Origin of the sequence: Nocardia sp. NPDC047654 (assembly GCF_043205035.1) — a bacterium.
Classification (GTDB): Bacteria; Actinomycetota; Actinomycetes; order Mycobacteriales; family Mycobacteriaceae; genus Nocardia.
This window is the reverse complement of the sequence record NZ_JBIDDF010000005.1, coordinates 74,805-88,718: the sequence shown is the minus strand read 5'-3', so window position 1 is coordinate 88,718 and position 13,914 is coordinate 74,805. Positions and strand designations below refer to the sequence as shown.

At 67.0% G+C, this 13,914-nt stretch carries 13 protein-coding genes; 4 read left to right on the top strand and 9 right to left on the bottom strand.

From position 1 onward, the window contains the following. Positions 1 to 4: 4 nt before the first annotated feature. The 5 genes from ACGF7Y_RS17500 to rplN form a co-directional block, all read right to left on the bottom strand. On the bottom strand, positions 5 to 1,558 hold the full coding sequence (locus ACGF7Y_RS17500; protein ID WP_393234804.1) for an acyl-CoA carboxylase subunit beta: 1,554 nt from the start codon (positions 1,556 to 1,558) through the stop codon (positions 5 to 7). 399 nt (positions 1,559 to 1,957) lie between these two features. Then, on the bottom strand, positions 1,958 to 2,143 hold the full coding sequence (locus ACGF7Y_RS17495; RefSeq protein WP_014981705.1) for a type Z 30S ribosomal protein S14: 186 nt from the start codon (positions 2,141 to 2,143) through the stop codon (positions 1,958 to 1,960). A 4-nt stretch (positions 2,144 to 2,147) separates the two neighbouring features. Beyond that, complete coding sequence (rplE, locus tag ACGF7Y_RS17490) at positions 2,148 to 2,711, bottom strand: 50S ribosomal protein L5 (protein WP_040864866.1); 564 nt, start codon at positions 2,709 to 2,711, stop codon at positions 2,148 to 2,150. Position 2,712: 1 nt separating this feature from the next. Further along, entirely contained in the window at positions 2,713 to 3,030 is a 318-nt protein-coding gene (rplX, locus tag ACGF7Y_RS17485) for a 50S ribosomal protein L24 (RefSeq protein WP_040864865.1), read from the bottom strand. A gap of 1 nt (position 3,031) precedes the next feature. Beyond that, positions 3,032 to 3,400, bottom strand: a complete 369-nt coding sequence (gene rplN / locus ACGF7Y_RS17480) for a 50S ribosomal protein L14 (RefSeq protein ID WP_039795505.1) — start codon at positions 3,398 to 3,400, stop codon at positions 3,032 to 3,034. 337 nt (positions 3,401 to 3,737) lie between these two features. Between rplN and ACGF7Y_RS17475 the strand changes: the two genes are divergently transcribed. Beyond that, on the top strand, positions 3,738 to 5,786 hold the full coding sequence (locus ACGF7Y_RS17475; protein ID WP_393234800.1) for a M13 family metallopeptidase: 2,049 nt from the start codon (positions 3,738 to 3,740) through the stop codon (positions 5,784 to 5,786). Between the two features lie 3 nt (positions 5,787 to 5,789). On the opposite strand, the gene ACGF7Y_RS17470 is transcribed toward ACGF7Y_RS17475, so the two are convergent. Continuing rightward, positions 5,790 to 6,452, bottom strand: a complete 663-nt coding sequence (locus tag ACGF7Y_RS17470; protein ID WP_393234798.1) for a TetR/AcrR family transcriptional regulator — start codon at positions 6,450 to 6,452, stop codon at positions 5,790 to 5,792. 69 nt (positions 6,453 to 6,521) lie between these two features. On the opposite strand from ACGF7Y_RS17470, the gene ACGF7Y_RS17465 reads away from it, so the two are divergent. From ACGF7Y_RS17465 to ACGF7Y_RS17455, 3 genes are all read left to right on the top strand, one after another. Next, positions 6,522 to 7,967: an MFS transporter gene (locus ACGF7Y_RS17465; protein WP_393234795.1), complete on the top strand. Its 1,446-nt coding sequence runs from the start codon at positions 6,522 to 6,524 to the stop codon at positions 7,965 to 7,967. 221 nt (positions 7,968 to 8,188) lie between these two features. After that, positions 8,189 to 8,578: a cupin domain-containing protein gene (locus ACGF7Y_RS17460; protein WP_393234792.1), complete on the top strand. Its 390-nt coding sequence runs from the start codon at positions 8,189 to 8,191 to the stop codon at positions 8,576 to 8,578. A gap of 110 nt (positions 8,579 to 8,688) precedes the next feature. Continuing rightward, positions 8,689 to 9,129, top strand: coding sequence for a nuclear transport factor 2 family protein (locus ACGF7Y_RS17455; protein ID WP_393234791.1), 441 nt, complete (start codon positions 8,689 to 8,691; stop codon positions 9,127 to 9,129). Here the strand turns inward: ACGF7Y_RS17455 and ACGF7Y_RS17450 are convergent. From ACGF7Y_RS17450 to ACGF7Y_RS17440, 3 genes are all read right to left on the bottom strand, one after another. Further along, entirely contained in the window at positions 9,078 to 10,196 is a 1,119-nt protein-coding gene (locus tag ACGF7Y_RS17450; RefSeq protein ID WP_393234788.1) for a DUF6545 domain-containing protein, read from the bottom strand. The genes ACGF7Y_RS17455 and ACGF7Y_RS17450 overlap by 52 nt on opposite strands. Before the next feature lie 71 nt (positions 10,197 to 10,267). Beyond that, positions 10,268 to 12,058, bottom strand: coding sequence for an MFS transporter (locus tag ACGF7Y_RS17445; RefSeq protein WP_393234786.1), 1,791 nt, complete (start codon positions 12,056 to 12,058; stop codon positions 10,268 to 10,270). Between the two features lie 307 nt (positions 12,059 to 12,365). Continuing rightward, positions 12,366 to 13,877, bottom strand: a complete 1,512-nt coding sequence (locus ACGF7Y_RS17440) for a hypothetical protein (RefSeq protein WP_393234784.1) — start codon at positions 13,875 to 13,877, stop codon at positions 12,366 to 12,368. Between the last annotated feature and the right edge of the window lie 37 nt (positions 13,878 to 13,914).

The window sequence follows — 13,914 nt, the reverse complement described above, 5'->3', positions numbered from 1 at the left end:
AAGATCACATCGGGTACACCGGGTGCTTGCGCGGGTTGAACTCCGGCTTGACCGGCGGCTTGTCCCGCAACAGGCGCAGCGCGTTCCGGATCTCCAGACGGGTGCGCGCCGGTTCGATGACCGCGTCGATGTAGCCGCGTTCGGCGGCGATCCACGGGGTGGCGATCGTCTCGTTGTACTGGTTGATCATGAACTCGCGCGCCACTGCCCGATGCTCCTCCGGCACCGCCGCCAATTGCCGTTTGCCGATGAGGTCCACCGCGCTGTCGGCGCCGATCACCGCGATCCGGGCCGTCGGCCAGGCGAAACTGATATCGGCACCTACCTGCCGGGCCGCCATCATGCCGTAGGCGCCACCATAAGACTTGCGCACGACCAGGTTGATGATCGGGACCGTCGCCTCGATGATCGCACGCGGGACCCGCCCGCCGCGGATGATCACACCGTTGGCTTCCTGCTCGAGACCCGGCAGCACGCCCGGGGTGTCCGCGACGAACACCAGCGGGATATTGAACGCGTCGCAGAGCCGGATGAAGTAGGTCGACTTGTCCGAGCAGGCGGCGTCGATGGAACCACCCAGCACCAATGGCTGGTTGGCGATCACTCCGACCGGAGAGCCGTCGACCCTGGCGAACCCGGTGATCAGATTCGGGGCGAACGCGGCGCGGATTTCGTGGAATTCACCGTCGTCGAAGATCCGCAGCAGGATCTCGTGCATGTCGTAACCGGCGCGATCGGAATCCGGGATGATCGTGTCGAGCTCGCGATCGGTGGCAGTGATCTCCGGCTCCAGGCCGGGGTTCACGATCGGCGGTTGCTCGAGACAACTCGTCGGCATATAGCTCAGGTAATTGCGCGCCCACTCGTAGGCTTCCTGCTCGGTGTCGGCCACGTGATGCAGGGTGCCGCGTCTGGCCTGTACCTCGGCGCCACCGAGCTCCTCGGCAGTGACGTCCTCACCGTTGACGGCTTTGATCACCTCCGGCCCGGTGACGAACATGTAGGAATCCTTGGTGCCGATGAGCACGTCAGTGTTGATCGGCCCGTACACCGAACCCGCCGCGCACTTGCCGAGAATGATCGACACCTGTGGCACATACCCGGACAATTTCTCCAACACCCGGGAAATATCACCGAACGAAGCGATCGAACCCACCGCGTCCTGGATGCGCGCGCCGCCGGAATCATTGATCGTCACCACCGGGCATGCGTTGTCGAACGCGAGTTGCAGGGCCCGCATGAACTTGCGGGCGGACGTGATCCCGACCGACCCTCCGTACACGGTCTGATCGTGGGCGATCACCACCACCGGACGGCCCCCGATCAGACCGCGGCCGGTGACCAGCCCGTCACCGTAGAGAGCATCCGGCCGGTCGGGCTGACGAGCCAACGCACCGGTCTCGATGAACGTCCCGCGATCGAGCAGCATGTTCACACGCTGGCGAACGCTCGGAACGCCCTTCTTCTCCCGCTTGGCGGCACCGGCCTCACCCGCCGGTTCGGCAGCGATCGTCAGGATCTTGACCAGTTCGTCAAGCTTCGCCTCGGTACCTGTCACGCTCGCTGCCACCTTCCGAACCAACTGTTGTGCCCCCGCGACGTTAAGCGCTGTCGACACAAAAACGTTTCATCGAACTGGAAATCCGGTACAAATCACAGCCGAGATCGGCCACACATCGGATCATCGACAGTCAAAGGACCGCAGGTCTGGCAAGAAGCCGTTCCATGCGGTGATCGCCTCGGGCGACTCGAAGGCACGGTCGCGGCGGCCGACGGTGAGCCGGCGCAGGATTCCAGCTTCGGTCGAACACTCCACGGCGGCGTTGGCGGCGGGAAACCGTGTCCGATCAGTGTTGCCGCGGTGCAAGCGCCTCTATAGAAGGCGAGGGCACGGACTCAGTGTGAGTCCGTGCCCTCGGTGTCTTGCTATCCGGATGCGCTCACGAGGAGCGCGAGCTCACCAGGAGCTCTTGTGCACGCCCGGCAGCTCGCCCCGGTGCGCCATCTCGCGGAGGCAGACGCGGCAGAGGCCGAACTTGCGGTAGACCGCGTGGGGGCGGCCGCAGCGCTGGCAGCGGGTGTAGGCGCGGACAGCGAACTTCGGCTTGGCGTTGGCCTTGTTGACCAGTGCTTTCTTTGCCATGTGCTCAGTTCTCCTTGAACGGGAAGCCGAGGTGCTTGAGCAGGGCACGGCCTTCTTCGTTGTTGGTCGCGGTGGTCACCACGGTGATGTCCATACCACGCGGACGGTCGATCCGGTCCACGTCGATCTCGTGGAACATCGACTGCTCGCTCAGGCCGAACGTGTAGTTGCCGTTGCCGTCGAACTGCTTCGGCGACAGGCCGCGGAAGTCGCGGATACGGGGCAGCGCGATGGAGACCAAGCGGTCCAGGAACTCCCACATCCGGTCGCCGCGCAGGGTGACCTTGGCGCCGATCGGCATGCCCTCACGCAGCTTGAACTGCGCGATGGACTTGGTCGCCTTGCGGATCTGCGGCTTCTGACCGGTGATCAGGGCCAGGTCCTCGACGGCGCCGTTGATCAGCTTCGCGTCGCGGGCGGCGTCACCGACACCCATGTTGACGACGACCTTCACCACGCCCGGGATCTGCATCACGTTGGCGTAGCCGAATTCCTTGTTCAGCGCGTCCTTGATTTCTTCGCGGTAGCGCTGCTTCAGCCGGGGCTGCACTTTTTCCGTCGTGGTCATGTCAGATGTCCTTCCCGTTCTTACGGGAGATCCGGACCCGCTTGCCGCTCTCCTCGTCGGTCCGGTAGCCGATACGGGCCGGCTTGCCGTCGGAGTCGACGACCATCACGTTCGAGACGTGGATGGGGGCTTCCTGGGTCACGATGCCGCCCGAGGAGGCGCCGCGCTGGTTGGCGGAGTTCGCGACGTGCTTCTTGATCCGGTTCACGCCCTCGACGAGGACCCGGTTCTCCTTCGGGTAGGCCTGGATGACCTTGCCCTTGGCGCCCTTGTCCTTGCCCGAGATGACGAGCACGGTGTCACCCTTGTGCACCTTCATGTCAGAGCACCTCCGGAGCCAGCGACACGATCTTCATGAACTTCTTGTCGCGCAACTCGCGGCCGACCGGGCCGAAGATACGAGTGCCGCGCGGGTCGTTGTCCGCCTTGATGAGCACGGCCGCGTTCTCGTCGAACTTGATGTAGGAACCATCCGGACGACGGCGCTCCTTGGTGGTGCGCACGACGACGGCCTTGACGACGTCACCCCGCTTCACGTTGCCGCCGGGGATGGCGTCTTTCACGGTAGCGACGATGATGTCGCCGATACCGGCATAGCGACGCGACGAACCACCGAGAACGCGGATGCAAAGGATTTCCTTCGCGCCCGTGTTGTCGGCGACGCGCAGTCGCGACTCCTGCTGAATCACTTCAGCGTCCTCCTTGACCTGGACGTATGTGCACGCCGGATTGCCGACCCGACGGGCATGGTCGGTTGCCCTCCGGACGCGCGCCTGCCAGCGGTTTCCTCGGTTCGAGCAAGAAACGCGGAACCAACCACTGGGGGTTCACTGCCGGATTGCGGGCATAGCTCCCGCAGGCAACCGGTCTAGTGTATGGGAACCCGCAGGTCGTTCCCAAATCGGGGCCACACGGCGGTGCCCGATTCCCCAATCCCGGCCGACCCGGCGCCGCGCCGGTAGCCTCGTGTCCTGCAAGGCTGCCTTCGTACATCTGCGGCACCGCCGCGTCGGGGAGAGGATTCTCGTGACATCTACCGGTCGGCCAGCAAAGCTGGATCGTCGTGCCTTCCTGGTCGCCCTCGGGGCCGTGCCGGCCGCCGCAGCGCTGGTCGCGTGCTCGGAGGACACCGAACCCGCGAGCAGGACGCTCACGGGCGTCGATCTCAGCGGCGTGGACGAGACGATCCGGCCGCAGGACGACCTGTACCGGCACGTCAACGGGAAGTGGCTGCGGGACTACCAGCTGCCGCCGGACAAGGTCAGCTACGGCTCGGGCAGTGAGGCGGGCGAGCGCACCGAGCAGCAGTTGCGGGAGATCATCGACGGCATCAGAGACCCGAAACCCGGTTCGGAAGAGCAGCAGATCAGGGACCTCTACGACGCCAGGGTGGACTGGGACGAGATCGAACGGCTCGGCATGACGCCCCTGGCGCCGCTGTTCGCCAAGATCGACGGCGCCGCCACCAAGCCGGACCTGGCGAAGGTGATGGCCGAACTGCCGATCGACGGGTTGATCGGGCTCGGCATCGGCGTCGACCGGAAGAACTCGAACGCCTACATCCCTTCGGTCGGGCAGGCCGGACTCGGCCTCGGCGAGCAGTACTACCGGAAGCCGGAATACGCCGAGGTGCTCACGCAGTACCGGTCCTTCCTCGAGCGCATCGCCGCGGGCGCGGGGTTCGCCGATCCGGCCGGTCTCGCGCAGCGGGTGTTCGACCTGGAGAAGCGGATCGCGCCCGCGCACTGGGACAACGTGCGCAACCGCGACACCGACGCGACGTACAACGTGTACAGCTGGACCGATATGACCGCACTCGCTCCGGGCTTCGACTGGGACCCGTGGCTGTCCGGCAACACCGACCGCCCGCGCGAGCTGTTCGCGACGATGGTGGTCAACCAGCCCTCCTACATCACGGCGGCGGGCCAGTTGTGGACCGAAGTGGATATCGCCACCTGGCGGGACTACCTCAAGCTCTACGTGCTGCGTGAGTTCGCGCCCTACCTGCCCAAAGCCGTCAACGACGCGAACTTCGATTTCAAGGGCAGAGTGCTCAACGGGCAGGACGAGCGGCCCGAACGCTGGAAGTACGGGGTTTCGATCGTCGACGACAAGCTCGGCGAGCAGCTCGGAAAAGTGTATGTGGCCAAGCACTTCCCGCCGGAGGCCAAGGAGCGGGCCAAGGAAATGCTCGCCGACGTCCTCGCGGCCTACCGGGAGAACTTCACCAACTCGACCTGGATGTCGCCCGCGACCAGGGCGGCGTCACTGGCGAAACTGGACAAGATCGATCCCAAGATCGGCTACCCGGACAAGTGGGTCGACTACTCCAAGCTCCAGATCACCAGGGGCAAGCTGATCGAGTCGTTGCTCGCCATCAACGCTTTCGAGGTCAAGCGCGCGTTCGCGCGCCTCGGCACGCCGGTCGACAAAGACGAATGGGGGATGTCGCCGCAGACGGTGAATGCCTACTACTCGTCGAACTCCAATCAGATCGTCTTCCCGGCGGCCTACCTCCAGCCGCCGTTCTTCGACAAGGACGCGCTGCCCGCGGTCAATTTCGGCGCGGTCGGGTCGACCATCGGGCACGAGATCGGCCACGGTTTCGACGACCAGGGCTCCAAGTACGACGGTGACGGCAATCGCCGCGACTGGTGGACGCCCGAGGACCGCGCCGCGTTCGACGCCAAGGCCAAGCAATTGGTCGACCAGTACAACGCGCTCGTGCCGGAGGGACTGGAACCGAACCAGCACGTCAACGGCGAGCTCACCGTCGGCGAGAACCTCGCCGATCTGCGCGGACTCCAGATCACCTTGGCCGCTTTCCGCATCGCCGAGAAGCGCCGGGGTATCGACAATCCCGACTACCGCACCATGTTCCTGTCCTGGGCCCGCAGCTGGCGGGAGAAGCAGACGAAGGAACTCACCGTCCGCTACCTGAGCATCGACACCCACTCCCCCAACGAATTCCGCTGCAACCAGGTCGTCCGCAATCTCGACGAGTTCTACAGGACCTTCGAGGTGAAGGAAGGCGACAAGCTGTTCCTGCCCGCGGATCAGCGGGTGACGTTCTGAGTCTCACGGCGTCCGGAGCAGGCCCTCGATGAGGGCGTCCAGTCCGAGTTCGTAGGTGTCCTCGGCGGCGAGGGACACGTAGTCGGAGCCGAGCGCGGCGAGGCGGGGGTAGCTGTCGGCGTCGAGGTCGGCGAAGACCTGTGCCCGGAAGGTGGGGCGGTCCTCCGTAGCCCGGCGGGCGGATCGGGCGCGCACGATGAGGTTGCCCGCCGTGTAGTGCCAGACGGCGCGGTACGCCTGCACGGCGCGCTCCAGGGGTAGGCCCCCGGCGACGAACCCGTCCACGATCGATTCGGTGACCCACAGCGCGGAGACGCCCAAAAGGTCGTCGGCGGCGAGGATTTCGACGACCCACGGGCGCGTGGCGAGCACGTCGCGCATGGCCCGCGCCGCGACGCGGACGCGCTGTCGTGGCTCCTCCGGCAGATCGGGCCACACCACCTGGTCGGCATAGTCGTTGAGCAGCAGCCGCAGCAGGTCTTCCTTGTCGCGCACATGGTGGTAGAGCGCCATCGGCGTGCAACCGAGTTCGGTGGCCAGGCGGCGCATGGTCAGCTTCTCCACGCCGTCGGCCTCGATCACCGCGTTGGCCGCCGCGACGATGTCCGCGCGGGAGATACGCGCGGGTCGGCCGGTGCGCTGGGGCTGCGACGACGAGCTCGGCATGGGTCCATCTTCGCCCATCCCCCGAAAAGGGTGTGGACACGGGGCGAGGCGTACGGTTAGTTTTTATACATGTATAAAAACTCTGTAGGGCGGCCGGGCGTGGCGCTGACGGCGGTGGCCGTCGCGCAGTTCATGGTCGCGTTGGACCTCGCGGTGGTGAACGTCGCGTTGCCCGCCATCCGGGCAGATCTGGGCTTCGCGCCGGTCGATCTGGCCTGGGTGGTGCACATCTACGCGCTGACCTTCGGTGGGTTCCTGCTGCTGGGCGGGAAGGCGTCCGACCTGTTCGGGCGGCGAAAGTTGTTCACCGGCGGGCTCGTCGCGTTCGGGGTCGCCTCGCTGGCCGGCGGCCTCGCGCAGGAGCCGTGGCAGCTCGTCGCCGCGCGAGCGGTGCAGGGCCTCGCGGCGGCGGCCGTGGCGCCCGCCGCTCTGGCCACCCTGACCACGACATTCTCGGAAGGTCCCGCGCGGGTGCGAGCGCTCGGCGTGTGGAGCGCGGTGAACGCGGCGGGCGGCGCGATCGGCGTGCTGGTCGGCGGATTGCTGACCGAGTACGCGAACTGGCGCTGGGTCATGCTGATCAATGTCCCGATCGTGGTGATCGCGCTCGGTGCGGCGGTGGCCGGTGTCACCGCGGATCGGGTAGGCAAGCGAGGACGGATCGACGTGCCGGGCGCCGTCCTCGGCACCGCAGGAATCGGTCTGCTGGTGGTGGGCGTGGTGCGGACCGAACACCACGGCTGGCTCTCCGCCACCACGGCGATCACGCTCGGCGCGGGGGCGGTGCTGCTCGCGGCCTTCCTCGCCGTCGAGGCGCGGACATCGACTCCATTGGTTCGGCTCGGCTTGTTCGGCAATCGCTGGGTGTCCGGCGCGAATGTGTTCGTTTTCCTCGCCGGGGCCGGACAATTCAGTGCGTTCTATCTGCTGTCGCTGTATCAACAGCAAGTGCTGGGCATGAGCGCGGGCGCGGCGGGCGCGGCGTTCGTCCCGTTCTCGCTCAGTGTCATCGTCGGCACAGTGGTGGCCACTCGTCTCGGCGGCAGGCGATCACCGAAAGCGGCGCTGGTCCTCGGCGGAGTGCTGACCACGGTCGGTATCGGCTGGTTCGCCTTCATCAGCCCCGACGGCAGCTTCCTCGCCGACGTCCTCGGCCCCTCGCTGCTGGGCGGCTTCGGCCTCGGACTGTGCCTGGCCCCGGTGGCCGCGGCGGCGACCATGGGCGTCGCGCCCCATGAAGCGGGGATGGCCTCCGGCGTCTTCAACAGCGCGCGCCAACTCGGCGGCTGCGTCGGCGTGGCCGCGCTCGCCACCGTCGCGGCGGCGAGAACCGGCAACAGCACCGCGCCCGCGGCTCTGAACGATGGTTACTCCCTGGCGCTCTGCTGCGCGGCGGGACTCTTCGCGGTGGCGAGCATCGTCGCCGCGACCGTGCTGCCGACGACGCGCCGCACGATGCCCCTGGCGACGCCGAAGGGTGAGCAGGCCGCAGAACTTTCCGCCGCGCGCACCTGACGACGCCCCGTGTCGCCCGAAGCCGATCGGACTGCCGCGGCACGGTTGTCCACAGGGGCGAAGCATCCGTCGACGGAACAGCCATCGCGGAGTGGAGTTCACCGAGCGGCCCGGCACCGGCTCGCGGGCGATCGTCGAGCGGCTGTCGCCACCACAGTGCGGAGTGCATCGAAACCGGAGAGCCGAAAGTATCCCCACCCATCACATCGAAAGGACACACCATGAACCAGAACTCGATCGATTTGTTCAGCCGCGCCGTTCATTTCGGCCGCGACGGCCGGGTGGTGGCCGGTGAACGCCGGATGGCCACCGGCGACGGCGACTGGCAGCTCGCGACCTTCCACGTCGAATCCGACGCCGACGTGCACGCCGACCACTGGGAAGTCCATCCCGGCAGTGACGAAGCGGTGTGCTGCCTGACCGGCGCGCTGCGCCTGTATCTGCGACCGGAGCACGCGGACGACGACGAGACGATGGTCCGCCTCACGCCGGGCACCGCCTTCGTGGTCCCTCGGAACCGCTGGCATCGCATCGAACTCGACGCACCGTCCGACATCATGTCCATCGGCCTGCGCCACGACACCCGTCAGGAGCCGGTCGCCGCGCCCTGATCCGCCCTTCGGTTCCCGTGCCGCGGCGCGTGCGCGGGAACCGCCTCGGCGGTCATCGCGACGTCCGAATACCGCCGGTCCCGCCCGCCTCCGGCGGTCAGACTGGCCGCATGACGCGATCGACGACCGACCCGATGACCGTGCTGACCGGAATGTACGCGGCCGAAGCGGAATACCTGGCGGCCGGTGGGCCGGGCAACGCCTCGTTCGACCTGCTCGCGCCGTTCTTCCATCCATCGGTGGTCCTGCATCAAGCCGAGAACTTGCCCTACGGCGGGATCTGGCGCGGTCACGACGGCATGGAGCGGTTCTTCCGGGCGATGAGCGCGACGTGGGAAGCTTTCGATCTGCTCGAACAGCGTTTCCTCACGGCCGCCGAGACCGTCGTGGTGCATACGGAAGTCCACGCTCGCGCTCGCGCGACGGGCCGCGAACTCACTTTCCCGATCTTGCAGACGATCACCTTCGCCGACGGCCGTATCGCCGAGGTGCGGCCCTTCTATTGGGATACCGCGGCAGTGGTGGCCGTCTGTACCGCATCGGACCGGTAGTCGACGGCCGCGACAGCCTCCGGCCACGCACGGGCCAATTCGAGCAGAAACCGGAATTCCGCCGCACGATCGCGAGCTTCCGCCTGCGCCGCGCCCGCGGCGGCGACGCCCGACACCGGGGCGCTACCGCCGCGCTTGGCTCGCACGGCCAGCGCGACCTGGAGCGCATAGCGACGCGCGTCGGTGTCGATCCCGGCGGGCGAGCCGGGCGCATATGGTCTCAGGTGCAGCAGCGCGTCCCAGATCTCGACGGTCATCCGATAGAGCCGGGAGCTGGCCTCCCTCGGCGCGGAAAGATCCTCGGCCAGCACGACTTCCGGCACCACGGCGGTGAGATCCCGCCACAGCGGCCGCAGCCTGCGGCAGGCGCGCCCGGCGCGATCCAGGCCCGCGCGCGCCAGCAGCGCCGTGACCAAGGGGATCATGGTCACCAAGGTGATGGCGGAGAACATGAGGATCGCCGCGAGAGCCCACACCTTTCCCGGCTCGCTCGGCGGCGTACCGGCGAGCGCGCGACCGACCATGATCGTCATCGAGATCAACCAATAGATCGCGAACGCGAGCAACACCGCGAAAGTGAGCTTCTCCCTGATCGAAACGCCTCTGGAGCGCAGCTCGCGAACGCAGGCACGAGCGAAAAGCAACGCACAGACGCCCCCGGGTAGCGCCGACAGCGTCCATACGACTTCGACATAGTCGATCCGCCACGCCCACCGCAGGATCGGTGTGACGACGAACAGCGAAACGGCGACAGCGACCGCCGTCGTATCGTATCGCCGCTGACGCCGGTGAACGGTCGCCGCGTCGGCGCCATCGACGAGCCTGGCCAGCCCGTAGAAGCTGGCGACTGCCATGAGACCACCGCAGAGGTAGGCGCGCGGCCCGAGGTCGGGGCGATCCAACGCGACGGCCGCCTCGTGCAGCAGCAGACCTACGAGGTTCCAGCTGAAGGTGCGGTTGATCAGCCGATCGGTGGCCGTCTCGTCGACCAGCAGCCACCGCCCCGCGGTCATGAGCGCGACGAAGACGACAACCGACAGCACCACCGGAGTCGGGACAGCGTTCATCTCGATCGACGGTAAGTCCTCGCGCGGCGCGAGGCCAGCCCGGGCGCGAAACCCGTTGCGCCGATCACCGATCAGCGGACGGGTACCGCGGCGCTCAGATCCTCCGCCGCCGGTCCGGCCGCGGCGAGTTCGGCCGCTTCGTCGTAGACGTATTTCGTACCGATGAACCAGGAAGCCACGGCGGCCAGGAACATCATCACGGCGGCCGAGACGAACACCACCACCAATCCGGAATGGAACGGGCCGGTGAGCAGATCGGGAAAGAACTCCTGACCGGTGAGGGTTTGCGCGTCGACGCCCGGCTTGCCGAGTTCCCCGGTGGGACCGAGCAACTCCTGGATCGGGTTGTAGCCGAGGAACGCGGCGAACATGCTGGCCACCGGCGGCATCGCGGCCAGTTCGGCGGCGGCCCCGGCCGAGACGCCCTGCGCGCGCAGCCCGGAGTCCAGCGCGGACGGCAGATTCGCCGCCAGCCCGACGACCATGAGGGAGAAGAAGATTCCCATCGACAGCGCGTTGCCGCCGTTGAACAGGGTGCCGCGCATGCCGGAGGCCGCGCCGCGCTGGGCGGCGGGGACGCTGGACATGATGGCGGCGGTGTTCGGCGAGAAGAACAAACCGCTGCCGATACCGTTGAGCAGGGTGATCAGCGCGAACAGCCGGTAGTCGAAATCCACCGGGATGATCAGCAGCAGCAGGAACGTCGCGCCGGTCAGCAACGCGCCTCCGGTGGTGAACAGCCGTGGCCCGTAGCGATCGGACAGCCAGCCCGAAATCGGTCCGGCGGCGAGGAATCCGATGGTCAACGGCAACAGGTAGATGCCCGCCCACAGCGGGGTGGACTCGAAGTCGTACCCGTGCAGCGGGAGCCAGATGCCCTGCAACCAGATGATCAGCATGAACTGCATGCCGCCGCGTCCGATCGAGACCATCAGATTGGCGAAATTGCCGAGCCCGAAGGCCCGGTGCCGGAACAGCCCCAGGTGGAACATCGGGTCGGCGACGCGAATCTCCACCACGCAGAACACCGCGAGCAGCACGATGCCGCCCAGCACCGCGGAAAGCACCCAGGGGCTGGTCCAGCCGGTGGCGTGGCCGCCGTAGGGCTGGATGCCGTAGGTGATGCCGGTCAGCAGCGCGGTGAGACCGAGGCCGAAGGTGATGGTGCCCGCCCAGTCCAGCTTGCCCTCGGTCCGAATGCCGACCTCGTGCAGCGAGCGGTAGGACCAGACCGCCCCGAGGACGGCGATCGGGACGCTGACCCAGAACACCGCGCGCCAATCCCATTCCGAGAGCACGCCGCCGATGAGCAGGCCGAAGAACGAACCGGCCACCGCCGCGACCATGTTGATACCCAGCGCGGTGCCACGCTGACCGGCCGGGAAGGCATCGGTGAGGATCGCCGAGGAGTTGGCGGTCAGCATCGCGCCGCCGACACCCTGGACGACGCGCCAGACGATGATCCACATCGCGCCGGCGCCCCCGTGCCACGGGTCGAACGACAGCGCGACCGCCGACAGCGCGAAGATGGTGAAGCCGAGGTTGTAGACCCGTACCCGGCCGAAGATGTCGCCGAGCCGCCCGAACATCACCACCAGCACGGCAGTGGCGAGCAGGTAACCCATCAGCATCCACAGCAGGTATCCGACGTTGCCCGCCTCGAGCGGGTTGAGCCCGACACCGCGGAAGATCGCGGGCAGCGAGATCAGCACGATCGATGAGTTGACGGCCGTGAGCAGGACACCGAGCGTGGTGTTGGTCAGAACGATCCACTTGTAGCGCGGATGGTCCCGGTCGTAGCGCGACCGGCGCCGGATGGTCCGGACATCGCCCGGATCGACTTCGATGGGTGGATTCGTCACGGCGGCCCCTCACCAGATAGTTACCACCGCAAACTATATAGTTAGCGGATGTAACCATCAACCGGAGCCGTCCGCGCGGCCCACCATCCACCGGGTCGGCGCAGTGTCCGCTGATGTCGGCACGAGACCACACGGCGCGAACAGCGTCAGGATGAAGTGGTTCTCGCGCCATCCTGACGCTGTTCGGCTGGACTTCTCTCTGATCCGAGTCCGATCACTGCTCGGTCTGCTCGGATCTGTCTCGACAACTCCTACGTCCCCGCGGATTCGGCGGGCGCCGCCTCCGAGTAACGGGGTTGGAGATCAACTATGGGCGGGTCACCTCGGTGGCGCGGAGGTTGCGCAGAATGCCGTCACCGGCCTCGTACTGGGATGGGTAGAGCAGTTGCACGGCCACGGTCAGGGGTGCGCCGGGCTCGATGGTGTGGGTGTCATCCGGTGTGGTGATGACGACCGAGCCGTCGGTGCCGTCCTCGATCACCTTGTACCACTGACTCTGCTGGGGATTGACGCGGGTTCGCGGCGGGACGTCGAAGCGGATCTCCCACCACACCACCCGCTGCTGGTGCGCGGCCAGCGTGAGGTCGTAGCTGATGACCCACCCTTTCGCGTCCTCGGGCCAGGTCTGGGGCCACTGCCCGACGATCACGGGGGAGACGGTGACCGGGGGCCGATCGACCTCGGTGGTGACCGAGCCGGAGTGCCGTTCGGCGGTGTTGGCGCGTGAGGGTGAGGCGATGAGGCTGGTGCAGGTGAGCCGGCCCTCGTACTGCGGGTCGATGGTGCCGGCCAGGGTGATGGTCGCCTTGCTGCCCTTGGGCAGGTCGATCGGCATGTGTAAGCCGTCGCGGACCGAAGCGGTGCCGCAGACGGCCCCGTTCTCGGCCTGGCAGGTCACTTCCAGATCGGTCAGTTCGGTCGGGATGGCGGCGTCCAGCACGGCGTCGGGGGCGTCGTTGGGGCCGAGATTGCGCACGTCGATGGTGTAGGTGATCCGATGTCCCGACTGCGCTGTCTGCGGGCCGCTGATCTCCAAAGGCATTTCCGCGGGCAGGGTCACCTTGAGGTTCCTGATCCGGTGGTAGGCGGTCGCGGCGCCGGTTCCGGCTGCGAAGCCCAGCTTGAAGGTCTCGGGCACGGGCGGCTGACCGTCGGCGCCTGCGAGATCGAAGTTGTCGATGAGCAGGGTGCCGTTCGGGTTGACTTTGTCGGCGTGGCGAACGGTGAGCCGACCGCTGATGACGGAGACCTGGATATGGGCGCCGCGCTCCCAATCCGCGCGAAATCCACCCGGCACCTGAACGCCGGTGAGCCATCCGAACCCTTCTCGAAGATTGCCGGATCCGCGCACGCCCAGGGTATTGGGCCGCTGCGTACCGCCTCCGGTACCGGCCAGCGGCGTGGCGAAGTTCCCGAAGTTGTCGAAGCCGACGCCCACGAATCCGGCGGTGACTCCCGGCGCGACGATCTGCCCCGATCCCGTTTTCGTGATGGAGTAGCCGAGTGCGGCGCCGATGCCGCCGGGCTGGGTCGTGTGCGCGCCGTCGATCACATAGACGCTGAAGCCGTCGCCGAGCATCGCCGCTCCCTCGCAGGAGTAGTCGAAGTCGATGGTGACGCCGAGCGTGGAGGAGAACGCCTGATCGAGGAACGCCGTCCCGGCCTGGGAATTGGCGTTGGGGGTGAGTTCCAGGCTGCCGTCGTTCAGCCGCGCGCTGCCCAGCAACTGCCAATGCGGGTTGGTCGGGGTCTCCTGGGTGAACGACTCAACGATCGGGAACTGCGCCTGCTGGATGGTGACCGGTGCATACGTCGTCATTGTCGAATCCTCTCGGGCCGGATGTGCCTTGAGATGA

Coding starts and splice junctions, on each gene's coding strand:
- ACGF7Y_RS17495 (WP_014981705.1), bottom strand. CDS start 2,143: ATGGCAAAGAAAGCACTGGTCAACAAGGCCAACGCCAAGCCGAAGTTC.
- rplE (WP_040864866.1), bottom strand. CDS start 2,711: ATGACCACGACGGAAAAAGTGCAGCCCCGGCTGAAGCAGCGCTACCGC.
- rplX (WP_040864865.1), bottom strand. CDS start 3,030: ATGAAGGTGCACAAGGGTGACACCGTGCTCGTCATCTCGGGCAAGGAC.
- ACGF7Y_RS17470 (WP_393234798.1), bottom strand. CDS start 6,452: ATGCCGAGCTCGTCGTCGCAGCCCCAGCGCACCGGCCGACCCGCGCGT.
- ACGF7Y_RS17465 (WP_393234795.1), top strand. CDS start 6,522: ATGTATAAAAACTCTGTAGGGCGGCCGGGCGTGGCGCTGACGGCGGTG.
- ACGF7Y_RS17460 (WP_393234792.1), top strand. CDS start 8,189: ATGAACCAGAACTCGATCGATTTGTTCAGCCGCGCCGTTCATTTCGGC.
- ACGF7Y_RS17455 (WP_393234791.1), top strand. CDS start 8,689: ATGACGCGATCGACGACCGACCCGATGACCGTGCTGACCGGAATGTAC.
- ACGF7Y_RS17450 (WP_393234788.1), bottom strand. CDS start 10,196: ATGAACGCTGTCCCGACTCCGGTGGTGCTGTCGGTTGTCGTCTTCGTC.
- ACGF7Y_RS17440 (WP_393234784.1), bottom strand. CDS start 13,877: ATGACGACGTATGCACCGGTCACCATCCAGCAGGCGCAGTTCCCGATC.